This window comes from Streptococcus jiangnanensis, from assembly GCF_040888325.1.
Lineage (GTDB): Bacteria > Bacillota > Bacilli > Lactobacillales > Streptococcaceae > Streptococcus > Streptococcus jiangnanensis.
In genome coordinates this window covers 1-20977 of sequence record NZ_JBFNFF010000002.1, presented here as the reverse complement: position 1 = coordinate 20977, position 20977 = coordinate 1, and the positions used below count along the sequence as shown (strand labels likewise).

The window sequence follows — 20977 nt, the reverse complement described above, 5'->3', positions numbered from 1 at the left end:
AAATCCCTTTCTGATTGCAAATTGAAACCTGAGGCCAAGACCCCAGGTTTTTCTTATTCATAGGTTACGACTGTGACGGCACCCTTGTCATACTCAGCGATAAAGATATTGGCTACATTGTCATGTCCTTGCTTGTTGAGGTTATCAAGCAACCACTCTTCGCTACGACCAATCGATTCCAAAACATCAACTTGAATCACACCGTCAGTCACAACTGGATACTTAGGATTTTCATCTCCCATTTGGACCACGATGAGTTGGCCATTTTGCTCCTGCACAGCTCGTTTGACCTGTTTCATTTGGAAAATGCCTTGGCTACGGAGCTTAAGTGCTACGTCCGCTGCTGATAAACCAACCGAACGGCAGGCTTCTGGATCAATCTTCCCATTTTTGATGAGCAGAGTTGGCTTCCCATCAATCAAACGTTTCACAAAGTAAACATTATTGTTCAGCCATTTGAGAGTCAAGACCAGAATGGTCCACATAATCAGGATAACTGCATACTGAAGGATACTGATGGCACTATTGTAAATCACCCCACCGATGATACCCCCGAGTACATAGTTCTGAATTTGGTCTATCGCTGAGTTAGGCGCTAGGTTACCCTTTCCTGTCACATTGATTACAAAAACCAGAGAAAAGAGACCCAAGGCTAGTTTGATTAAAATTTCGATATAATTGAGTGTCATTTGTTCACCTCCACCAGTTCAATTGCATCTGTTTTATACAATTCGACTTTCTCTAGCAGGTACTTGTATGGCTCACTTCCGTTCAAGGCACGATAATAGCGATCTCCCACCTTGATAAGTGCGCCATCCGTGTCCGCAGAAGTATTGACATAGACCTCTGACTTGTCTACTCCCAATTCTTTGGAAACAAGCTCGATGAAATGAAGTGAAGCTTGAAATTTATTATTAGATACTTGATTGTTTTGATAAGTTGTGATGCTGACCAAAAAGAGAGCTAATAAGGTCAAAGCTGAAATCATGACCAACTCACGAAATTTGGTCCCCTTTTTATCTCGATAGGCTTTAAAAGCAAAAAATCCTGTGATAGCTAGGAGAACAATTCCAAAGCCAATCATGATGCCATTTTGCTGACTGATTTGGCTAAGTACATAGTCATATGAGTAAAATTTCATTTATTTTCACTCCCTTTCATAAAATCATTCTTAATTATAAACGAAAGAGAGTGATTTTTCAAGCCATACGTTGGGGAAATGGACCTTTTTTTGGTATAATAAAATCTATAATCTGAATGAAAAAGGTAACTTTATGAAACTCATCTCATGGAATATTGATTCCCTCAATGCAGCCCTAACGAGCGACTCAGCTCGTGCCAAACTGTCACAGGAAGTTCTCCAAACTTTGGTAGCTGAAAATGCCGATATTATTGCTATCCAGGAAACCAAGCTTTCTGCAAAAGGGCCTACAAAAAAACACCTAGAAGTACTTGAAGAACTCTTCCCAGGTTATGAAAACACTTGGCGTTCCTCTCAAGAACCTGCTCGCAAAGGCTACGCTGGAACTATGTTCCTCTATAAGAAAGAACTCACACCAACGATTAGCTTCCCAGAAATCGGGGCTCCTTCTACCATGGATTTGGAAGGCCGCATTATTACGCTGGAATTTGACGACTTCTTCGTCACTCAGGTCTATACACCTAATGCTGGCGATGGACTCAAACGCTTGGATGACCGTCAAGTCTGGGATGTGAAATATGCTGAGTATCTAGCTGAGTTAGACAAAGAAAAACCGGTCCTTGCGACGGGTGACTACAACGTAGCCCACAAGGAAATCGACCTTGCAAACCCTGCCAGCAACCGCCGTTCACCTGGTTTTACAGACGAGGAGCGTGCTGGATTTACCAACCTCTTGGCAACTGGATTTACCGACACCTTCCGCCATCTTCACGGTGATGTGCCAGAACGTTACACTTGGTGGGCGCAACGCAGTAAGACTTCTAAAATCAACAATACAGGCTGGAGAATCGACTACTGGCTCACTAGCAACCGCGTGGCTGACAAGGTGACCAAGTCTGACATGATTGACTCGGGTGCGCGTCAAGACCATACGCCCATTGTCATGGAGATTGAGCTCTAAGGAGAAAACTAATGGACTATCAAGCTGTCATTCCTGAATTTGTAGTATCTGACCTCGAAAAGTCATGCCACTTCTACTGCGACTTGCTGGGATTTTCTGTCGAATACGAGCGTCCAGAGGATAAATTTCTCTTCCTCTCGCTTGAAGACTGCCAACTTATGCTAGAAGAAGGCAGCACAGAAGAATTAGCCCAACTAACCTATCCTTTCGGGCGCGGTGTCAATATTTCCTTTGGCATTGAAGATGTCCCTCAGCTCCACCAAAAACTGCTGGAAGCCAACTATCCTATTTATCGTCCTTTGACTAAGAGAACATTTCGTGTTGGGGATCACTACATCTATCCTCACGAATTTGCAGTCTTGGATCCAGATGGCTATTTCTTAAGATTTAGTGAATAGAATAATCGAAGGCTACAATACTATCTAGCATTGCAGCCTTTTATTCGTTCGCTTTTATGGTCTATTTGCTAACAAAATATTTGATTTATAAAGCTAATTGGTGTAAAATAAAAACATTGGCAACAGCCTATTTAAAATTGAATATCATTTTACTTGTTTATGTCGTGAATTGGCACGACGTTTCTACAAGGTGCCGGAACACCTAACAATGAGTATGTCAGCTGAAGGTATGGTTTTGGCCATACCTATTTTGGGGACTTACTTAGGGGATTAAGTAGGTCCTTTTTGAATATTTTTGTTAAAGCACGCCTTTAAGTGTAAACTAAATATTTTTAATATTTCCCTTAATTAGTGCGGACGGGAGCAACTTCCTTCGGAATTTCATCCCTAATTTTTGAGCCAAAAGTCTCAAAAATCCCGTCATAGACAATAACAAGATTATTGTCTATGATACCACTACGGCGGGAAATATTTGATAAAACTCGCTTCGCTCGTACTAGTTTTATCAAATATATAGTACTAGCAAACTGGTTCACTATAGAAATATTTAACCAACAAGTAAACTGGCTTTTAGACTTTAGGAGGTCTTATGAAATTATTAGAAGAGCGCATCCTCAAGGATGGTCATATCTTGGGGGACAACATCCTCAAGGTGGATTCCTTTTTAACTCACCAAGTTGACTTTAGCTTGATGCGAGAGATTGGTAAGGTATTCGCGGAAAAATTCGCTTCTGCTGGCATTACCAAGGTCGTGACCATTGAAGCTTCAGGCATTCCCCCAGCTGTTTTTACAGCTGAAGCTTTGAATGTTCCCATGATTTTCGCCAAGAAAGCTAAAAACATCACCATGAACGAAGGCATATTAACCGCCCAAGTCTACTCCTTTACCAAGCAGGTGACCAGCACCGTTTCCATCGCTGGAAAATTCCTCTCACCAGAGGACAAGGTCGTGATTATTGACGATTTCCTTGCTAATGGACAAGCTGCCAAAGGCTTGATCCAAATCATCGAACAAGCCGGAGCAAAAGTTGAAGCGATAGGTATCGTGATTGAAAAATCTTTCCAAGATGGTCGTGATTTGCTTGAAAAAGCAGGGTATCCAGTCCTATCACTGGCTCGCTTGGATCGTTTCGAAAATGGTCAGGTCGTATTTAAGGAGGCAGATCTCTAATGCAACAACAAGAAAAACATTCACAAGCAGCCGTTCTTGGCTTGCAACACTTACTAGCCATGTACTCAGGTTCTATCCTGGTTCCTATCATGATTGCGACAGCTCTTGGCTATTCAGCTGAGCAGTTGACCTACCTGATCTCCACAGATATCTTCATGTGTGGGGTGGCCACCTTCCTCCAACTCCAACTCAACAAATACTTTGGGATTGGACTACCAGTCGTTCTCGGAGTTGCCTTCCAATCCGTCGCTCCCTTGATTATGATTGGGCAAAGTCACGGTAGCGGTGCTATGTTTGGTGCCCTTATCGTTTCAGGGATTTATGTAGTTCTGATTTCAGGAATTTTTTCAAAAGTAGCTAATCTTTTCCCTTCTATCGTAACAGGCTCTGTCATTACCACGATTGGATTGACCCTGATTCCTGTCGCTATTGGAAATATGGGAAATAACGTCCCAGAACCAACTGGTCAAAGTCTCTTGCTTGCTGCTATCACTGTTCTGATTATCCTCTTGATCAACATCTTTACCAAAGGATTTATCAAGTCTATCTCCATTTTGATTGGACTGGTTGTCGGAACTGCCATTGCTGCCACTATGGGCTTGGTTGACTTCTCTCCTGTGGCTGCAGCACCGCTTGTTCATGTCCCAACTCCACTCTACTTTGGAATGCCAACCTTTGAAATCTCATCTATTGTCATGATGTGTATCATCGCAACGGTTTCTATGGTTGAGTCCACTGGTGTTTACCTAGCCTTGTCTGATATCACCAATGACCCAATCGACAGCACGCGCCTGCGCAACGGTTATCGTGCAGAAGGTCTGGCCGTACTTCTCGGAGGAATTTTTAACACCTTCCCTTACACAGGATTTTCACAAAACGTTGGTTTGGTTAAATTATCAGGTATCAAAACCCGTCTACCAATCTACTACGCAGCTGGTTTCCTAGTCCTCCTTGGACTCCTTCCTAAGTTTGGCGCCCTCGCCCAAATCATTCCGAGCCCTGTTCTTGGAGGGGCCATGCTGGTGATGTTTGGTTTTGTTTCCCTTCAAGGGATGCAAATCCTCGCTCGCGTTGATTTTGCTAACAATGAACACAACTTCCTTATTGCAGCTGTCTCCATCGCTGCAGGTGTCGGACTCAACAATAGTAATCTCTTTGTCAGCATGCCGACAGCCTTCCAAATGTTCTTCTCAAACGGAATCGTCGTAGCCAGCCTACTGGCCATTGTCCTCAATGCAGTATTAAACCGGAAAAAGAAATAAGAAAAAGAGGTGTGAGCCTCTTTTTTGTTTATTTATATCCTCACCTGTCTGTCTTCTGACCGCTGGCCTGTCACAAACATGGTAAAGGTTGCCTTGCAGACATTTCTGCCTTCTTGATTGGTGATATCGACATCCACGACACAGGTTGTGCGACCTTGATGGACACATTCTCCTTTAATGGTCAGCACATCGTCGAGTTTTCCTGCCTTAAGGTAGTTGATAGAGGACTGGAGCGTCACTCCATCAAGCCCTAGCGAGATAACCACCAAACCACTAATCTGGTCACAAAGGGTGAAGAGATAGCCACCATGGGCATTGCCATAGTAGTTGAGTGACGAGTCCACCACTTTGGTCGTCACTACAACCTGACCATCTCTCATTTGTTCAATTTCGTAATTTTCAAAGGCAGATATAGCGTCAAAATGAAAATCTTTCATCGTTTCCTCCTGATAGTTCAAACGACACTATGATACTACTTTTTATAGGACTGCGCAAGGAGAAAGCTCCTAGTCTGGCAAAATTCCGACCTGTTCTACAAAGCGCATAAAGGCTACCTGTCCCTGCTCAGTCTGCTTGTAAACCCCTGCGTCCTCCAAAACACGCGCAAAAATAGTGCCCACAGAGTCCTTGACGATTTCAAGGGCTTTTTCTTTATCTGCTAGATCCGGATGTTGGGCTTTGAGCTGGTCTGCCCATTCCTGATGATAGTCGGCAACTATATCATCATCTCCCACGAGGTAGCTAGCAACCTGCTCCACTTCCGCTTTCAGACGAGGTGGTAAGATAGCCAAGCCCATGACCTCAATCAAGCCGATATTTTCCTTCTTGATATGTTGAACATCCTTGTGGGGATGATAGATACCATCAGGATGCTCTGGCGATGTCTGATTATCCCGCAAGACCAAGTCCAATTCAAACTGACCATCTCGTTTACGGGCAATGGGTGTAATGGTGTGATGCGGTGTCCCGTCTGTCCCTGCTAAAATCTGCACTGCAGGATCTGAATACTGGCGCCATTCTTGCAAAATCTTGTCAGCCAAGTTGATCAAATACTCTTTTGAATCCGAGGTCAAACGTAGCACTGACATAGGCCACTTGACAATCCCAGCCTTGACCTGCTCAAAACCAGCAAAACAGAAAGTCTTTTGTAAAGGAGCTAATTCCATAGGGAAAACATGTCGGCCTCCCTGATAGTGATCATGAGTCAGAATAGAGCCTCCCACGATTGGCAGGTCGGCATTAGAGCCCGCAAAATAGCCCGGAAACTGCTCTACGATAGCCAGCAGACGCTCAAAACTCTGACGACTAATAGCCATGGGACGATGCTGACCATCTAAGAAAATACAGTGCTCATTAAAATAAGCATAGGGCGAATACTGGAAGCCCCACTCCTGGCCCGCCATTTCGAAACGGATAATGCGGTGATTGCTGCGAGCTGGGTGGTTAACCCGACCATGGTAGCCTTCGTTCTCTAGACAGAGTTGACACTGTGGGTAATTGCTAGCTTGAACCAACTTAGCTGCCGCAATCTCTTTTGGATCCTTTTCAGGTTTAGACAGATTGATGGTAATCTCAAGTTCTCCGTAGTCAGATGGTACACGATAAGCAATATTCTTAGCAATGGCCTTGAGCTTGATGTAGTCATTTTTCTGGCTAAGTTGGTAGAAGTCCGCAATTGCCTGCTCGGGAGATTGGGCATAGGTTTTCCAAAAGTCACGATTGACCTGACTTGGACAAGGTGTCACCAAGTCCATCAATTCAGCACCGAGGATTTCACGCGCAGTCTGACTATCCTCAATCGTCTCTAATCGAACCGCCTCCTCAACCAACTGGTCCTTGAGGTCAATCAATTTATCCAGATCCGTCTCAACCTCCAAAACACCATCTCCCACTCGTGCCAAGACACGATTGGTTAGGTAGATTCGATCCATTTCCTCAAAAGCACTTTCAGCAATAACTTCCGTGATAAATGCATCTAGAACTCCTTGACTCATTGATTCTCCTTCTTACTTTCTAAATAGTCTCTGACAGCATCTAAATCCTGAAAAACTTGTTCTGTTTTATTTAAGAAAGACTGTGCTGGCATTTTCAAGTCTGGAATACAAATAACTGGTATCCCAGCTCTATACGCTGCTTCAATCCCTGCTTCACTATCCTCTAATACTAAGCAATTCTCTGGTAAAACATTCAAATCACTACAGGCCTTTAAAAATATATCAGGGTAAGGTTTGCTTCTCTTTACATCTTTTGCAAAAACTAGATGGTCAAATAAGGACAGTATACCATTGCTATCCAAAATCATTCTAGCTCTAGATTCAACACTTGAAGTTGCTAAAGCGATTGGAATACCTTCTCTTTGCAAAAAAGCAAGCAAATTTTTAGCACCTTTTTTTAAATTTACACCTTTGGCTAATATTCGAGCTTCCAGTTCATAAACTTTTTCCAAGGTTTGGTCAAAGTTCCAAGGTAAATCATAGGTATCTAAAAATCGTTGAACATTCTCCTCTTCCCTATGTCCACTGTATTCTCTAGAATATGTTTCTTCTGTGAAAGGAATTCCAAAATCTTTAAGCAATTCTTGATAAACTTTTAGAGAAATGATCTCAGTATCAGCTAATAAGCCATCTAAATCAAATATTACAGCGTCCATTTACTTCTCTCCTAGTCTAAAACGCGAGTGCCACCTGCAACTTCAGCGATATAGAAGCTTGGAGCATATCCAACGACTTCCTCGTAGTGCTTGCCTACAGCTTCCTTAAAGGCCTCAACAGCGTCTTTTTGAACCAAGGCAATGGCACATCCGCCAAATCCTGCCCCTGTCATACGAGCACCAAGAACACCTTCTTGGGCCCAAGCTGTGTGAACAAGGGTATCCAATTCCAAGCCAGTCACTTCATAGTCATGTTCTAGAGAAACGTGTGACGCATTCATCAAGCGACCAAATGTTTCCAAATCACCTGCTTGAAGTGCTGCTTGAGCTTTAAGAGTACGTTGGTTTTCAAGCACAGCATGGCGAGCACGTTTTAAGCGATTTTCATCTTTAATCAGATAGCTGTATTGGTCAAAGGCCCACTCATCCAATTCACCCAAGGTCTGAATATCCAAGGCAACTTGCAATTCTTCCACAGCTTTTTCACACTCAGCACGGCGTTCATTGTATTTAGAATCTGCCAATTCACGACGTTTGTTGGTGTTCATGATAACAACGACATTGTCCTTCAAATCAAGCGGCACCAAGTCGTATTCTAACGTATTGGTATCTAGGTAAATGGCACGTTGGTCAGCACCCATACCGATGGCAAACTGGTCCATGATACCAGAGTTTACTCCGATAAAGTTGTTTTCTGTTTGTTTTCCGATTTTAACCAAATCCAAACGATCTAGTTTTAAATCAAAGAGATGCTCTGCCACAACACCAGTCAAGAGTTCCAAAGATGCTGATGATGACAAGCCAGCTCCATTTGGGATATTCCCATAAACATAAAAATCAAACCCTTTGTCAATCACGTGTCCAGCTTCTTGCAAGAAATGAAGAACCCCTTTTGGATAGTTGGTCCAGCTGTGCTCTTTTTCAAATTTGAGGTCAGCAAGAGGCACTTCGATGATACCCTTGTCCTCAAAGTTGGCTGAGTAGAAACGCAAAACTTGGTCGTCACGTTTTCGAGCCGCCCCATAAGTTCCCAAGGAAATCGCAGCAGGAAAAACGTGACCGCCATTGTAGTCCGTGTGTTCACCAATTAAATTGATGCGGCCAGGTGAAAAGAAGGTTTGGTCTGCTTCTTGACCAAAAACGGCAAGAAAGTCTTTGCGAAGGGCTTGAGCAGTAAGATCTTGTGTCATATAAATTCTCCTTTGACTGTCCGTTAAGTCACCTTAACGTGTAATCGTTTTCTTCTATTGTATCCAAGGAATTTACCAAGGTCAATCCTTTTTACTAAACTTTTACTAAACTATCAGTAAAAAGCAGAAAAATATGATATACTAACCTAAAAGGAGGAGGATTTATGGCTACCTTAAAAGATATCGCACAGCTAGCCTCTGTCTCTATCGCGACCGTATCTCGTGTCCTCAATCGCGACCAGAGTCTATCTGTTACAGAAGAAACCAGACACCGTATTTTAACTGTCGCTGAAGAGCTGGGCTACACCAAGCATCTCAAGACAGGCGAATCCCACAAGCCCAAGCAAAAGATTGCCATTATCCAATGGGTCAGCGAACAAGGGGAGTTGGACGACCTCTACTATTATCAGATTCGTCTAGGTATTGAAAAAAGAGCCCAAGAGTTGGACTATGACATCTTGCGCTATTTTAATGACCATCCTTTTACACTGAGCGAGGAAGTGATTGGCATTCTCTGCATCGGAAAGTTCAGCCGAGCTCAGATTGCTGCCTTTGAAGAATACCAAAAACCTTTAGTCTTTATAGACAGCGATACCCTCTCACTAGGTCATACCTGTATTATTACTGACTTTTACACTGCTGTAAAACAAGTTGTCGATCACTTCCTCAACCAAGGGCTGGATCGTATCGGGATTCTCACCGGACTTGAAGAAACAACCGACCAAGAAGAAATCATTCAGGATAAACGTCTCGAACATTTTAAAAACTATTCTCTATCAAAAGGTATCTACAATGACAAACTGGTCTTTCAAGGTAGCTTTACTGCCCAGTCAGGCTATGACTTGATGAAGGAGGCTATTCACAAGTTGGGGGATCAGCTCCCTCCAGCATTTTTCGCAGCCAGCGATAGTTTAGCCATCGGTGCCCTCCGTGCCCTTCAAGAAGCTGGAATCAGCCTACCAGACCGTGTCAGTCTCATTTCTTTTAACGACACTAGCCTGACCAAGCAGGTCTATCCTCCCCTCTCCAGTATCACTGTCTATACCGAAGAAATGGGCCGAGCCGGTATGGATATTCTTAATAAGGAAGTTCTCCACGGTCGCAAAATCCCTAGCCTAACCATGCTGGGCACCAGACTGACATTGAGGGAAAGTACGAGGAGTGAATAGGATAACAAAACGACCTCTAGCGAGGTCGTTTTTCTAATGATGATGCCCATGTTTCTGCTCTAACTCTCTCTCCCTCCGTCTATGTTGCACATGATTGCTTTGACTGCTATCTACTTCAATAGTGATATTCTGCACGCCTCTTTCTTCTAAAAATTGACGCACCACTTCTTTGGTCTCCATCATCTGTTCCCAGTCCTTAATACAAATATGGACAACAGCATTGTTCTCTAGACCGTCCATGGACCAAATGCTAAGTTGATTGACACTTTTGACATTGGGTAGAGCCTCTAAATCCTTCTCCAAATCACTGGTCTCGACCCCTTCTGGCACAGCATCTAGGAAAATTTTTAGTGCGCTCCAAAAGCGAGGAATGGCTTTCGACAGAATAAAGATGGAAATAATAAGCGATAAAAGCGGATCGAGGATATACCAGTCCGTAAATCGAAGAATAATCGCCATTAGAATGACAGCCAACCAACCAAGAGTATCTTCCAAAAAATGCAAGCTAAGAATTGACTCATTCTTTGTCTTTCCTTTACGAACTACCAGACTTGCTAGTACATTGATAACTACTGCAATGATTCCCAGCCAGAGGATACCATTTTCATTAACGGGTTGCGGGTGAACGATCTTTGTGACATTTTCCAAGATCACTAGGACAGACCCTATCATAAGAATCACAGCCGTTAGCATGGCCCCTAAAAGGCTAAAACGTTTGTAACCCAAGGTGTACTGTCTATCTTCTTCACGGTTTGAAATTGTTTCTAGAAGGGCTGATATACCAATGGCTATAGCATCCCCCAGGTCATGAACAGAATCAGCAAGAACTGCACTCGAACCAAAGATTCCTCCTGCGATAAACTCAACAATCGCATAGCTTAAATTTAAGAAAAAAGCTAACCAGATAGATGTTTTAGAACTCATTTCTCTCCCTCCTTTGGTATAATGGGTATATACATACTTCTTTCATTTGTATTATCTAATAAAATCCAAAGAAAGGATAGAAGCAAACTGTCAGTCCTGTTCAGTTCTGAACAGTTTGTCTCAAGTGTCTATATGCAAAAAAGAGACCGTCGAGTCAGTAAGACGAAAAAAGCCATCTATCAAGCTTTTTTACAACTTTTGAACGACAAAGGCTATGATGCCACTACTGTTCAGGATATCATTGACCTAGCAGATATTGGACGTTCTACTTTTTACTGTCATTACGAAAGTAAGGAACTCCTTTTAGATGAGCTCTGTCGCTACCTCTTTCACCATCTCTTTGAAAGGGAAGAACACTTGACTACCGAGGACTACCTCGCACATATCTTTTTACATTTTCAGAAAAACCAGGACCATGTCACCAGTCTCCTTTTTTCCAAAAACGACTACTTCCTCCGCCAACTACACAAGGAACTCGAACACCACGTTTATCCCATGGTGGCGGATGACTTGCAAGAGGCCTATCCAAACATTCCGGACTCCTACCTCCAGCATTTTGTTGTGACGAACTTTATTGAGACCCTAACTTGGTGGCTAAAAAAAGGAAAATCCTATACCGAAGACCAAGTGGTGAGATTTTACCTTGATGTAATTGAGATAAACTCTACAACTCCACTTGATAACTAAGCCTGTAAATCAGAAAGGAACCAACTATGTTAACTTCGATGATTCTAGGAATACTAACAATTGTACTAGCTCTCGCCTTCTCATTGCTTCACCTTGCTGCTGCTTTTTCAGCTATGAAACAAAAGAACTACAGTCTAGGAAATAAGTGCATCTTGGTCGGCAGTTGCCTCACTTCTCTGGCTCTAGCCATCTTTTACTTCGTTCCAGTTGCAACCATTCTTCTATGGATTGTGGGTGCGAGTATTGTCTGCTATGGAGCCTACTGGAACGGCCAACAGACAGAAAGTCAACATATATCGCACCACATCATTCGTATAACGAGCGCTATCGTTATTACAGTGTTACTCATTTTGCTCTAACACAAAAAAAGGATCATCTGATCCTTTTTTACTTTTTAAACACTCTTTGCGGCCTTGCTCCACTGATACCACCCAACTAGACTATTGATCAAGTAAATCAGGTATTTCCCTTGGATTTGCAGGCTTTCTCCCCACCAGAGATAGATTGAAAAGACATTGGTAGCTGCCCAGAATATCCATTGTTCACGGTAAACAGCTGTCATGAGGATTTGCCCAACCCCATTGGTCGCATCGGTGATGGAATCACGATAAGGACGATTGGCTCCGATAGACTGATAAATGAACCCAAATACCAACCACCAAAGAACACTAATGGAAAGATACTTGGTCCAACCCTTGCCATCCAGTTCACGCGCGACAAACTCCTGCTTTTCTTTCTTGAACTGTGCCTGGTAGATCCAAACTAGAAGTCCAATTGGCTGCATGGCCGTAAAGTAAAGTGTCGTTAGCACCTCACCATAAAAGCCTTTCTGCAAAGCCAAGATAAGGTAAATGACAGAGTTAATCAAGCCAAAAAGGTAATTACTTGCTCGACCTTCCGATACAAAGATGACACAGATAATACCAGTTAGACTACAAATCATCCCAACCCAGTCAACAATGCGGTGTTCATAAATCAACTCCAGCCAGATTGGAAAACTTCCTAAAACCAGCAGGTAAAGCCACTGAGCAAAACTACGATTGGCAAAGAGGTCATTCCAGATAGCCTTCATGGTTCCTGAAAATCCCAAATCAGCCATAGCAGCAACCATACGGCGGTAACCGCCAGACATCTCACCAAGAGTAATTTTGATGTTCTTGAGTTTTGTTTGCAAATAAGTCGTCATATTTTCTCCTTTTGTTTTTAAAGAGCCGTGTCTGGATAGACTTTCGGACGCAACGCTCTATTATATATCTACTGAACTGTCTATACACAAGAATTCCATCCTTAGTCGACATGAGCTGGAAATCCTTATTTGTTAAGTAGTTCACAACACATTATACACCTATTATCTGAATAGTCAAGTGTATTTACAGTAAAATCTTGGAAATTCCTGAAAATTTTCTCTTATAGTCTTCGAAAATTAAATTCAAACTACGTCAGCGTCGCCTTACCGTACTCAAGTACAACCTGCGGCTAGCTTCCTAGTTTGCTCTTTGATTTTCATTGAGTATTATTTTCCATTTTAAATGACATCTAGTAACTCTTATACCAAAAAAGCCCAGACGACATTGTCTGAGCATTCTTCTGTATAGGCGTATAACCAAGTTGAGTTTAGCATTTTCAAGCTATTTCTTCAACAAACCTTGTTCTTGTAGAAATTCTTTGGCTACTTGTTCTGCTGACTTGCCTTCAACACCGACTTGGTAGTTGAGCTGGCTCATCTGGCTTTCCGTGATTTTACCAGCCAATTTATTGAGAACTGTCTCCAACTCAGGATGTTTCTTGAGAAGAGCTTCTTTCATAAGTGGTGCCCCTTGATAAGGCGGGAAGAGTTGCTTGTCATCTTCCAAGACCTGCAAATCATAACGCGCCAACTCTGCATCTGTCGAATAGGCATCTGTGATTTGAATATCGCCTGACTGAATTGCCTGATAGCGAAGGGCTGGCTCCATGGTCGCTACGTTGAGATTGAGACCATACATTGATTGCAATCCCTTATTGCCATCTTCACGGTCATTAAATTCGAGTGTAAAGCCTGCCTTCAACTGTCCTTCCACTTTTTTCAAGTCCGAAATGGTCTTCAAGCCATATTCTTGAGCAATTTTTTTCGGAACAGCTACAGCGTAGGTATTTTGATAAGACATAGGTTTGAGATAGGCTAGATGATCCTGTTTGGCAATGCCATCACGCGCCACCTGATAAACCTGATCTGGCTCATGACCCACTTTAGGTGATGGCTGAAGCAAACTTTCAGTCACCGTACCAGTAAATTCAGGATAGATATCAATATCCCCTTTTTTCAGAGCTTCATAGAGGAAGCTTGTTTTCCCAAAATTCGGCTTAACAGTCGCAGTCATACTGGTATTTTCTTCAATCAGCAACTTATACATATTGGCCAAGATTTCTGGTTCAGGCCCCAATTTCCCAGCAATCACCAAGTTTTCTTTCTCTTTTTGAGCCAAGAGGGCTGGACTATAAGACAGACCGAGCAATATGGTCACCAAGGCAAAACCAGAGAAAATCGTCCGCAATTTTGCTTTTTCCATCACTTTTAGTAGGAAGTTAAAGGCAATAGCAAGCACTGCAGAAGAAAGGGCCCCAATCAAAATCAGACTAGTATTATTACGGTCAATTCCCAAAAGGATAAAGGAACCCAGTCCGCCAGCCCCAATCAAGGCTGCCAAGGTCGCCGTACCGATAATCAAGACCGCTGCCGTCCGAATCCCAGACATTATGACAGGCATGGCAAGTGGAATTTCAAATTTCTTGAGACGCTCCCATCTGGTCATCCCAAAGGCAATCCCAGCCTCTTGCAGACTTGGATCAATTCCCTTTAACCCCGTGATGGTATTTTGCAAAATCGGGAAAATCGCATAAATCACTAGTGCTGTCAAAGCAGGCAAGGTTCCAATTCCCATCAAGGGAATAAAGAGTCCTAACAAGGCCAGAGACGGAATGGTCTGGAAAATCCCTGCAATCTGCAAGACCCAGTCCGCCATCTTTTCATGATAACGAAGATAAACAGCCAAGGGAATCGCGATAAAAATAGCTAGTAACAAGGTTAAAAGTGACAACTGCAAATGTTGAGATAGAGCTGTTACCCAATCACCAAAACGATCCTGAAAAGTTGATATCAAATTAGTCATGAACACTACCTCCAAACAAGTCTGCTACAAAGTCTGTTGCAGGAGCCTTTAAAATCATCTCAGGATTCGCCACCTGACGAATCTCTCCATCCTGCAAGACAGCAATACGGTCCGCTAATTTCAAAGCTTCATCCGTATCATGGGTCACAAAAATCGTTGTCATCCCAAACTCCTTATGCAATTCTTTCGTCAGAACCTGTAGCTGTTTTCTCGAAATAGCATCCAAGGCTGAAAAAGGTTCATCCATGAGGAGAATCTTAGGCTGACCAATCATGGCACGGACAATACCGACCCGTTGTTGCTCCCCACCAGACAGTTCACTAGGAAGACGATGACCATAGTCAGCTACTGGCAAGCCAACTTTTTCCAAGAGCTCTTCTGTTTTCTGAGCAATCTCTTCCTTGCTCCAACCCTTCATCTCAGGAATGAGGGCAATATTTTCCGCAACCGTTAGATTGGGGAACAGAGCAATAGCCTGTAAAACATAACCAGTAGAAAGGCGAAGCTCACGCTCATCATAGTCTTTGATGCGCTTGTTATCCATATAAATATTTCCATCAGTGGGTTCCAAAAGACGGTTAATGATCTTAATCATGGTCGTCTTACCGGACCCAGAAGGTCCAACTAAAACCATAAATTCCCCATTCTCAATCCGTAAATTGACATCTCTCAAAACATCTTTTTCTGTGTAGCGTAGCGCTACATTTTTATATTCAATCATTCTTTGTCCTCAATTTTTACGATAACCTTGCCAAAAAATTGGCTACTTTCCAGATAAGCATGTGCATCCTGGATTTGTTCAATAGAAAATACTTTTTCAGGTCGTACATCTACCTGATAACGCTCTACAAAGTCCACCAAAGCTTGAAGCTTGCTTTGAGACACATTACCAGAAGCAAAGGTTGTTAAGTAGAGATTACGATAAAGCATTTCGATCGGGTCAAAGTCTGGAATAGTCCATTGACCGCCCAGCAAGCCAAAAGAACAGATGATACCACCATCTGCCGTCCGAGCAAATGTATCAAAAATAGCACTCGGACCGACAAGATCCAAGACCTTGTCAAACTGCTCTTCCGTTTGCAAGACACCGTCCTTGTCCAAAATCACCTGGTCAAATCCTGCCTCTTTTAATTGCATTTCCTTGCTCAGACTACGGCTACTTCCCGCTAGATAGACATTTGGAAATTGCCCCTTGAGAAGTTTTGCAAAAGCAAGCCCAACACCACTCGTCGCTGCTCGAACCAGAACTCGGTTTCCCTCTTCAATCTTGAGATTGAAATAAGAGCCAAATGCTGTATAGTAGGTTTCAGGCAGAGCGATTAAACTTTCCAAAGCAAGCCCTGTCCTCACAGGATAAACCTGTTCATCTGGTAGCAAAACATACTCAGCATAACCACCATCAAAAGCGCGCCCCATTTCTCCCATTATGGAGATGACTTGCTGCCCGACCTGCAAATCGGGACGATTGGTCTCCTCTACAAGTCCCACACATTCAATTCCTAAAATCCGTGGGAATTGAACGGACGGTGATAGTCCTTGACGAGTAAAAATCTCGCTATGGTTGATTCCAAATCCTTGCACCTTGACCAAGGTCCAACCTTCTTTAACAGTCGGTTTTGGAACTTCCACAACCTGCAGAACTTCTGGTCCCCCAGCTTCCTTGACAAGCACAGCTTTCATCTTAGTATCTCCTTTTAAAACTTCCCTCGGTTGGTCAAGTCTTCTACCTTAGGCATAACTTCCTTATTATCCCAATGCTCCACAATCAAGCCATTCTCCAAACGGAAGATATCGTACTGGGCATAGGCAACTCCGTCAATCTGAGTCTGGCCATAGCTAACCACATAATTTCCTTGTCCCAAAAGCTGGAAAACAAAGTCGAAAGTAACCCCGTGCTCAGCCACATAGTTTTTATAAGCATCACTTCCTTGTCCAATCTCATGATTATGCTGAATCAAATCGTCCGCCACATAATCACTCCACTGCTCCAGTTCCCCATTTTGGAAAATTTCTGTCAAGAAACGGCGAACCAACTTTTTATTTTCTGCTGTCTTATCCAGATCATTGATCTCAAAATCTCCAAAAACCTGGTCTAATTGGTCATTTTCAGGTGTTCGATAGTAGTCAATAACATCCCAATGCTCCACGATACGACCATTCTCATCCGCACGGAAAGTATCTGTCGTCACCCATTGAGCTTCCCCACCATTGAGATATTGATGAACATGGACGAAGACTAGATTGCCGTCTTCAATAGTGCGAACAATCTTCATCTCACGCTCGGGATGGCGCTCAAAGAAATTTGCAAAGAAAGCCGCAAACCCTTCTTTCCCATCTGGCACACCTGTCGAGTGTTGAATGTAGGTATCCCCTACTGACTGAGCTTGAGCCTCGGCAACACGCCCATCTTGAATGGCATGAATATATAGATTTTGTGCATTTTCAACTTGTTTTGACATGATTTATTCCTCATTTGCTTTCTCTTTCAGATTGTCCAAAATGCGTTCTTGATAACTTTCAAACTGGCGAATTTCTTCCTCTGAGAAGCCTTTATAAAAAATAGCATCCAACTTTTGACTGATGCGATGGCCCACTTCTTTCTGGGACCAACCCTGCTCTGTCAACTTGACATATTTCTTTCTCTTATCTATTCCACATGGACTAATAATGACCAGGTTTTGCTCCTCAAGTTTCTTTAGCATGGTTGTTAGCGTATTGTTGGCGAGACCAGTCGCAAGCGCAATATCTGTGGCCGTAGCACAACCTGTCTCACTATTCCATAAAACCGCTAAAATCTTGCCCTGTTCACTCCGATAAAGAGCCTCAGGATCCTGACTCAGTAACTTTTGAAAAATCCGCCCATTCAACAAACGAATATGATGGGCTACCAAATGACTATCTTTCATAACACCTCCAATTTGTTTCTATATCGAATTATTTTTATTGTAACACCTCTCGTTCCATCTGTCAACTATTTCGATTTAGAAATAATTTTCACCAACAAAAAAGACCTCCTACCTAAAGTAGAAGATCTTCGTTCTTGAGTAACTTAATCTGTCATTTCAGACACCAGTGTTCGATGTTCCAGTGGTAGACTGCACATAACTAGCAAGAAGATGAATCCTGACTGAATCCAAAAGAGAGCCAAGTCAAAAATTCCATGTACAGCAACTACTGTAAGGAAGGAGAGATAAAGACCGATAATTGGTCGTTTGCCAGACTCCTGACTCATATCCATCATCATGTGAACCGGGATTACCGATGAAATGGATAGGAGAATGGTTCCAATCAAACCATAACTTAAAATAGTATCGATATAAAGACTATGCGCGTGTTCATGATAAGGTGCATGGATTCTCGGGAAAGAATTCATATAGGTCAGTGGACCCTCACCCCAAATCGGATTTTGCTTGAACAAAGTCATACCCGCATTCCAGATTGAAACACGCTCCTCCATTGAAGAATCTAGCGTTCCCATACGGACACCCAAATCGCTTGAGAAGAGGAAACAAAGGCCAATCCCGAAAACACCAATACTGAGCCAGAAGGCACGCCAGTTTTTAATGGTTGTAAAGAGATAAATGATGGCACCAGCGATGATGGCAGGAAAGGCTGTTCTGTTTTGCGTAAAATTCAAACCAAATAGATTCACAAAACCTGCTAGCACACAAAAGACTTTCAACCATCTTAACTTCGTCGTTGTAAAGAGGTAAAAGGCAATCATGATACAGAAGCAACAAATGATCCCATAGTAGTTAGGATTAAAGAAGGTGACCTCTGCACGGTTCTGGTGCCATACTTGCATATTAGGCGAAAGAAAGGCATAGTTAAATTTCTTTACAATTTGGAAATGCTCCAAGGTAGCGAAAGCCGCAGAGAGCACACTACCAAACAAGATTGTCTGCAGTATCATTCGAAAGAAAGCATGTGTCAGACGTTTCTGGTAAAAACTAAAGAAAATGAGGAAGAGAAACATCAGTAAAGATGCAACCAATCCAAGCCAGTTCTTGGCGACGATAGAGATGATACTACTGTAGGCAATAAAAAAGAGAAGTACAGGATGTTTGGCCAATCCTTTGATAATTCCCTTCATCTCCCCAGTAACAAGTAAACCTATCAAATATAAAGCAAAAAGCGCTAAGAACAAATAAAAAGGTAAAAAGATACTTATGATCATCAAATACAAAAAGAAATCTTTTTTCGAAAGCCCTCTTATCTTATCCAGTAATCCAATTGATTTCAAAACGGATCCTTTCTGTTCTGGATTTCTCCAGAAGATAAATGCTAAACTATCTTTATATTCTACCATTTTTTCCGTCATTTGGGAACAATGAACACGCTACCAAAAAGAAAATATCAGTGAATATTTAGAAAAATTTTTAAGGAGAGAAATTTTACAAAGCAATTATTGCTCCCCTACAACTATTCATTTCCCTAAATTAAAGAAAGCTGTGGTAGAATAAAAGAAAGCTATAAAAATCACTATAGAACAAATCTGTATAAAGGAAAATCAATGAAATCACACCAACTAGTCTACCAAATATTAGCTAGAGAAAACGATTATGTTAGCGGAGAAAAAATCGGAGAAGAACTGAATTTAAGCCGTACATCTATATGGAAAGCGATCCAACGTCTTCAACATGAAGGCCTAGAAATTGACAGTATCAAAAATAGAGGCTACAAACTTATTCAAGGCGATTTGATATTGCCTGAATTGATTCAAGAGAACACCAACTTAACCATTCGCTACAAACCTGAGACAAAATCAACCCAAACAGATGCAAAAGAAGGGATTGAAGTTGGAAACAAAGGAAATACACTCTATCTTTCAACCTGTCAAACAGCAGGTCGTGGCCGCTTTCAGCGCCCCTACTATTCTCCATCTCAGGGTGGAATCTATACGTCCCTGCATATTCAACCCAATCTTCCCTATGAAAAACTCCCATCCTATACTCTCCTTGTAGCTGCTGCGGTCTACAAAGCCATTAAAAATCTAACTATGATAGAAGTAGATATCAAATGGGTAAATGACATCTACTTTAAGAATAAAAAAATAGCAGGTATCCTCACTGAAGCGATGACATCAGTTGAGACAGGCTTGGTTACAGACGTCATTATCGGACTAGGTATAAATTTTTCTATAACAGACTTCCCAGAAGACCTAAAAGAAAAAGCAGGCAGCCTATTTATGCCACCTGCACCAATTAGTCGTAATCAGCTCATCAGCGAAATATGGAATTGTTTCTACAATACGGATTCAGATGAACTACTTTATATCTATAAAGAAAGATCAATCGTTCTTGGAAAAGAAGTTACCTTCCAGCTAGATGGAAAATTGAAAAAAGGTCTTGCAAAAGAAATCTCAGAATCCGGCCAACTTCAAGTCGAACTTGAAGATAAACATACTATCTGGCTAAATAGCGGAGAAATATCACTAACAAATTGGTAATAAACAAATCCCCCTTTTAACGATTTAGAAGGGAGATTTACATACAAAAAAAGAGCCTAGCAGCTCTTATCGTACGGAGAATGGGGGATTCGAACCCCCGCGCCGGTTACCCGACCTAACGATTTAGCAAACCGTCCTCTTCAGCCTCTTGAGTAATTCTCCTATTAATGGGCACGAGTGGACTCGAACCACCGACCTCACGCTTATCAGGCGTGCGCTCTAACCACCTGAGCTACGCGCCCAAGTTCAAAAACTTGGTATGAACTTTCGTTCAAAGCGGGTGACGAGAATCGAACTCGCGACAACAGCTTGGAAGGCTGTAGTTTTACCACTAAACTACACCCGCTTAATAAAACAATATATGGCGCGAGACGGAATCGAACCGCCGACACATGGAGCTTCAATCCATTGCTCTACCAACTGAGCTACCGAGCCAAATTGCGGGAGCAGGATTTGAACCTACTACCTTCGGGTTATGAGCCCGACGAGCTACCGATCTGCTCCATCCAGCGTGAATATAAAAAGGAGGATGTGGGATTCGAACCCACGCACGCTTTTACACGCCTGACGGTTTTCAAGCCCGTTCCCTTCAGCCGGACTTGGGTAATCCTCCATTATTTACAATGGACCTTGTAGGACTTGAACCTACGACCACTCGGTTATGAGCCGAGAGCTCTAACCAGCTGAGCTAAAGGTCCAACAAGATCAATATAGCGGCGAAGGGGATCGAACCCCCGACCTCCCGGGTATGAACCGGACGCTCTAGCCAGCTGAGCTACACCGCCATGAATCGGGAAGACAGGATTCGAACCTGCGACACCTTGGT

The 20977-nt window shown here is 42.6% G+C and carries 22 protein-coding genes, 8 tRNA genes and 1 riboswitch; of the genes, 8 read left to right on the top strand and 22 right to left on the bottom strand.

All coding sequences use genetic code 11. From position 1 onward, the window contains the following. Positions 1-53 precede the first annotated feature (53 nt). Entirely contained in the window at positions 54-689 is a 636-nt protein-coding gene (locus AB2B49_RS02840; RefSeq protein WP_320691897.1) for a DUF421 domain-containing protein, read from the bottom strand. Continuing rightward, positions 686-1141 carry a DUF3290 family protein gene (locus AB2B49_RS02835; RefSeq protein ID WP_000675336.1) on the bottom strand — a complete coding sequence of 152 codons (456 nt, stop codon included), beginning with the start codon at positions 1139-1141 and terminating at the stop codon, positions 686-688. Before AB2B49_RS02835 ends, AB2B49_RS02840 begins: the two co-directional genes overlap by 4 nt. Before the next feature lie 133 nt (positions 1142-1274). Between AB2B49_RS02835 and AB2B49_RS02830 the strand changes: the two genes are divergently transcribed. From AB2B49_RS02830 to AB2B49_RS02815, 4 genes are all read left to right on the top strand, one after another. Beyond that, a complete protein-coding gene (locus tag AB2B49_RS02830; protein ID WP_049505603.1) occupies positions 1275-2102 on the top strand; it encodes an exodeoxyribonuclease III in 828 nt (275 codons plus the stop codon). An 11-nt stretch (positions 2103-2113) separates the two neighbouring features. Beyond that, positions 2114-2500, top strand: a complete 387-nt coding sequence (locus AB2B49_RS02825; RefSeq protein ID WP_049505602.1) for a bleomycin resistance protein — start codon at positions 2114-2116, stop codon at positions 2498-2500. Between the two features lie 133 nt (positions 2501-2633). Further along, positions 2634-2729: riboswitch (purine riboswitch) on the top strand. A 360-nt stretch (positions 2730-3089) separates the two neighbouring features. Next, positions 3090-3671 (top strand): xanthine phosphoribosyltransferase, encoded by a 582-nt coding sequence (locus AB2B49_RS02820; protein ID WP_049505601.1) that lies wholly within the window; start codon positions 3090-3092, stop codon positions 3669-3671. Beyond that, complete coding sequence (locus AB2B49_RS02815) at positions 3671-4933, top strand: nucleobase:cation symporter-2 family protein (protein WP_049505600.1); 1263 nt, start codon at positions 3671-3673, stop codon at positions 4931-4933. The genes AB2B49_RS02820 and AB2B49_RS02815 overlap by 1 nt, the downstream gene beginning before the upstream one ends. A 32-nt stretch (positions 4934-4965) precedes the next feature. On the opposite strand, the gene AB2B49_RS02810 is transcribed toward AB2B49_RS02815, so the two are convergent. From AB2B49_RS02810 to AB2B49_RS02795, 4 genes are all read right to left on the bottom strand, one after another. After that, complete coding sequence (locus AB2B49_RS02810; protein WP_049505599.1) at positions 4966-5370, bottom strand: PaaI family thioesterase; 405 nt, start codon at positions 5368-5370, stop codon at positions 4966-4968. 69 nt (positions 5371-5439) lie between these two features. Then, positions 5440-6927 (bottom strand): UDP-glucose--hexose-1-phosphate uridylyltransferase, encoded by a 1488-nt coding sequence (locus AB2B49_RS02805; RefSeq protein WP_049505598.1) that lies wholly within the window; start codon positions 6925-6927, stop codon positions 5440-5442. After that, a complete protein-coding gene (locus tag AB2B49_RS02800; protein ID WP_000340244.1) occupies positions 6924-7583 on the bottom strand; it encodes an HAD family hydrolase in 660 nt (219 codons plus the stop codon). The genes AB2B49_RS02805 and AB2B49_RS02800 overlap by 4 nt, the downstream gene beginning before the upstream one ends. An 11-nt stretch (positions 7584-7594) precedes the next feature. After that, the gene (locus AB2B49_RS02795) at positions 7595-8773 is read right to left on the bottom strand and encodes a galactokinase (RefSeq protein WP_049505597.1); all 1179 of its coding nucleotides are present in this window, start codon (positions 8771-8773) and stop codon (positions 7595-7597) included. Between the two features lie 164 nt (positions 8774-8937). Between AB2B49_RS02795 and galR the strand changes: the two genes are divergently transcribed. Next, entirely contained in the window at positions 8938-9942 is a 1005-nt protein-coding gene (gene galR / locus AB2B49_RS02790) for a DNA-binding transcriptional regulator GalR (RefSeq protein WP_049505596.1), read from the top strand. A 33-nt stretch (positions 9943-9975) separates the two neighbouring features. On the opposite strand, the gene AB2B49_RS02785 is transcribed toward galR, so the two are convergent. Continuing rightward, positions 9976-10866 (bottom strand): cation diffusion facilitator family transporter, encoded by an 891-nt coding sequence (locus AB2B49_RS02785; RefSeq protein ID WP_049505595.1) that lies wholly within the window; start codon positions 10864-10866, stop codon positions 9976-9978. 132 nt (positions 10867-10998) lie between these two features. Here AB2B49_RS02785 and AB2B49_RS02780 point away from each other — a divergent pair, with 132 nt between their 5' ends. Then, positions 10999-11553, top strand: a complete 555-nt coding sequence (locus AB2B49_RS02780; protein ID WP_049505594.1) for a TetR/AcrR family transcriptional regulator — start codon at positions 10999-11001, stop codon at positions 11551-11553. Between the two features lie 26 nt (positions 11554-11579). Continuing rightward, positions 11580-11912, top strand: a complete 333-nt coding sequence (locus AB2B49_RS02775) for a hypothetical protein (protein ID WP_049505593.1) — start codon at positions 11580-11582, stop codon at positions 11910-11912. A 35-nt stretch (positions 11913-11947) separates the two neighbouring features. Here AB2B49_RS02775 and pnuC read toward each other — a convergent pair whose 3' ends face one another. From pnuC to AB2B49_RS02740, 7 genes are all read right to left on the bottom strand, one after another. Beyond that, on the bottom strand, positions 11948-12739 hold the full coding sequence (gene pnuC, locus AB2B49_RS02770) for a nicotinamide riboside transporter PnuC (RefSeq protein WP_049505592.1): 792 nt from the start codon (positions 12737-12739) through the stop codon (positions 11948-11950). 442 nt (positions 12740-13181) lie between these two features. Next, positions 13182-14702, bottom strand: coding sequence for an ABC transporter permease/substrate-binding protein (locus AB2B49_RS02765; RefSeq protein WP_049505591.1), 1521 nt, complete (start codon positions 14700-14702; stop codon positions 13182-13184). Continuing rightward, positions 14695-15423 carry an ATP-binding cassette domain-containing protein gene (locus tag AB2B49_RS02760; protein WP_049505590.1) on the bottom strand — a complete coding sequence of 243 codons (729 nt, stop codon included), beginning with the start codon at positions 15421-15423 and terminating at the stop codon, positions 14695-14697. The genes AB2B49_RS02765 and AB2B49_RS02760 overlap by 8 nt, the downstream gene beginning before the upstream one ends. Beyond that, entirely contained in the window at positions 15420-16382 is a 963-nt protein-coding gene (locus tag AB2B49_RS02755; protein ID WP_320691896.1) for a zinc-binding dehydrogenase, read from the bottom strand. The genes AB2B49_RS02760 and AB2B49_RS02755 overlap by 4 nt, the downstream gene beginning before the upstream one ends. 14 nt (positions 16383-16396) lie before the next feature. Continuing rightward, a complete protein-coding gene (locus AB2B49_RS02750; protein ID WP_049505588.1) occupies positions 16397-17161 on the bottom strand; it encodes a nuclear transport factor 2 family protein in 765 nt (254 codons plus the stop codon). A 3-nt stretch (positions 17162-17164) separates the two neighbouring features. Beyond that, on the bottom strand, positions 17165-17608 hold the full coding sequence (locus AB2B49_RS02745; RefSeq protein WP_049505587.1) for a MarR family winged helix-turn-helix transcriptional regulator: 444 nt from the start codon (positions 17606-17608) through the stop codon (positions 17165-17167). A 143-nt stretch (positions 17609-17751) separates the two neighbouring features. Beyond that, a complete protein-coding gene (locus tag AB2B49_RS02740; RefSeq protein ID WP_049505666.1) occupies positions 17752-18945 on the bottom strand; it encodes an O-antigen ligase family protein in 1194 nt (397 codons plus the stop codon). A gap of 270 nt (positions 18946-19215) precedes the next feature. On the opposite strand from AB2B49_RS02740, the gene birA reads away from it, so the two are divergent. Continuing rightward, entirely contained in the window at positions 19216-20151 is a 936-nt protein-coding gene (gene birA, locus AB2B49_RS02735; RefSeq protein WP_049505586.1) for a bifunctional biotin--[acetyl-CoA-carboxylase] ligase/biotin operon repressor BirA, read from the top strand. A gap of 74 nt (positions 20152-20225) precedes the next feature. On the opposite strand, the gene AB2B49_RS02730 is transcribed toward birA, so the two are convergent. The 8 genes from AB2B49_RS02730 to AB2B49_RS02695 form a co-directional block, all read right to left on the bottom strand. Then, positions 20226-20313, bottom strand: a tRNA-Ser gene (locus AB2B49_RS02730). 6 nt (positions 20314-20319) lie between these two features. Beyond that, positions 20320-20393, bottom strand: a tRNA-Ile gene (locus tag AB2B49_RS02725). Between the two features lie 33 nt (positions 20394-20426). Next, a tRNA-Gly gene (locus AB2B49_RS02720) sits at positions 20427-20497 on the bottom strand. A gap of 16 nt (positions 20498-20513) precedes the next feature. Next, positions 20514-20586: transfer RNA gene (locus tag AB2B49_RS02715), tRNA-Phe, on the bottom strand. A gap of 3 nt (positions 20587-20589) precedes the next feature. Further along, positions 20590-20663 (bottom strand) — tRNA-Met (locus AB2B49_RS02710). 11 nt (positions 20664-20674) lie between these two features. Further along, positions 20675-20764 (bottom strand) — tRNA-Ser (locus AB2B49_RS02705). Between the two features lie 11 nt (positions 20765-20775). After that, positions 20776-20849: transfer RNA gene (locus tag AB2B49_RS02700), tRNA-Ile, on the bottom strand. A 13-nt stretch (positions 20850-20862) separates the two neighbouring features. Then, positions 20863-20936, bottom strand: a tRNA-Met gene (locus tag AB2B49_RS02695). Positions 20937-20977 lie beyond the last annotated feature (41 nt).

Bases quoted from the DNA above. Each gene is read 5' to 3' on its own strand.
- AB2B49_RS02840 (WP_320691897.1), bottom strand. From the start codon at position 689: ATGACACTCAATTATATCGAAATTTTAATCAAACTAGCCTTGGGTCTC.
- AB2B49_RS02835 (WP_000675336.1), bottom strand. From the start codon at position 1,141: ATGAAATTTTACTCATATGACTATGTACTTAGCCAAATCAGTCAGCAA.
- AB2B49_RS02830 (WP_049505603.1), top strand. From the start codon at position 1,275: ATGAAACTCATCTCATGGAATATTGATTCCCTCAATGCAGCCCTAACG.
- AB2B49_RS02825 (WP_049505602.1), top strand. From the start codon at position 2,114: ATGGACTATCAAGCTGTCATTCCTGAATTTGTAGTATCTGACCTCGAA.
- AB2B49_RS02820 (WP_049505601.1), top strand. From the start codon at position 3,090: ATGAAATTATTAGAAGAGCGCATCCTCAAGGATGGTCATATCTTGGGG.
- AB2B49_RS02815 (WP_049505600.1), top strand. From the start codon at position 3,671: ATGCAACAACAAGAAAAACATTCACAAGCAGCCGTTCTTGGCTTGCAA.
- AB2B49_RS02810 (WP_049505599.1), bottom strand. From the start codon at position 5,370: ATGAAAGATTTTCATTTTGACGCTATATCTGCCTTTGAAAATTACGAA.
- AB2B49_RS02805 (WP_049505598.1), bottom strand. From the start codon at position 6,927: ATGAGTCAAGGAGTTCTAGATGCATTTATCACGGAAGTTATTGCTGAA.
- AB2B49_RS02800 (WP_000340244.1), bottom strand. From the start codon at position 7,583: ATGGACGCTGTAATATTTGATTTAGATGGCTTATTAGCTGATACTGAG.
- AB2B49_RS02795 (WP_049505597.1), bottom strand. From the start codon at position 8,773: ATGACACAAGATCTTACTGCTCAAGCCCTTCGCAAAGACTTTCTTGCC.
- galR (WP_049505596.1), top strand. From the start codon at position 8,938: ATGGCTACCTTAAAAGATATCGCACAGCTAGCCTCTGTCTCTATCGCG.
- AB2B49_RS02785 (WP_049505595.1), bottom strand. From the start codon at position 10,866: ATGAGTTCTAAAACATCTATCTGGTTAGCTTTTTTCTTAAATTTAAGC.
- AB2B49_RS02780 (WP_049505594.1), top strand. From the start codon at position 10,999: ATGCAAAAAAGAGACCGTCGAGTCAGTAAGACGAAAAAAGCCATCTAT.
- AB2B49_RS02775 (WP_049505593.1), top strand. From the start codon at position 11,580: ATGTTAACTTCGATGATTCTAGGAATACTAACAATTGTACTAGCTCTC.
- pnuC (WP_049505592.1), bottom strand. From the start codon at position 12,739: ATGACGACTTATTTGCAAACAAAACTCAAGAACATCAAAATTACTCTT.
- AB2B49_RS02765 (WP_049505591.1), bottom strand. From the start codon at position 14,702: ATGACTAATTTGATATCAACTTTTCAGGATCGTTTTGGTGATTGGGTA.
- AB2B49_RS02760 (WP_049505590.1), bottom strand. From the start codon at position 15,423: ATGATTGAATATAAAAATGTAGCGCTACGCTACACAGAAAAAGATGTT.
- AB2B49_RS02755 (WP_320691896.1), bottom strand. From the start codon at position 16,382: ATGAAAGCTGTGCTTGTCAAGGAAGCTGGGGGACCAGAAGTTCTGCAG.
- AB2B49_RS02750 (WP_049505588.1), bottom strand. From the start codon at position 17,161: ATGTCAAAACAAGTTGAAAATGCACAAAATCTATATATTCATGCCATT.
- AB2B49_RS02745 (WP_049505587.1), bottom strand. From the start codon at position 17,608: ATGAAAGATAGTCATTTGGTAGCCCATCATATTCGTTTGTTGAATGGG.
- birA (WP_049505586.1), top strand. From the start codon at position 19,216: ATGAAATCACACCAACTAGTCTACCAAATATTAGCTAGAGAAAACGAT.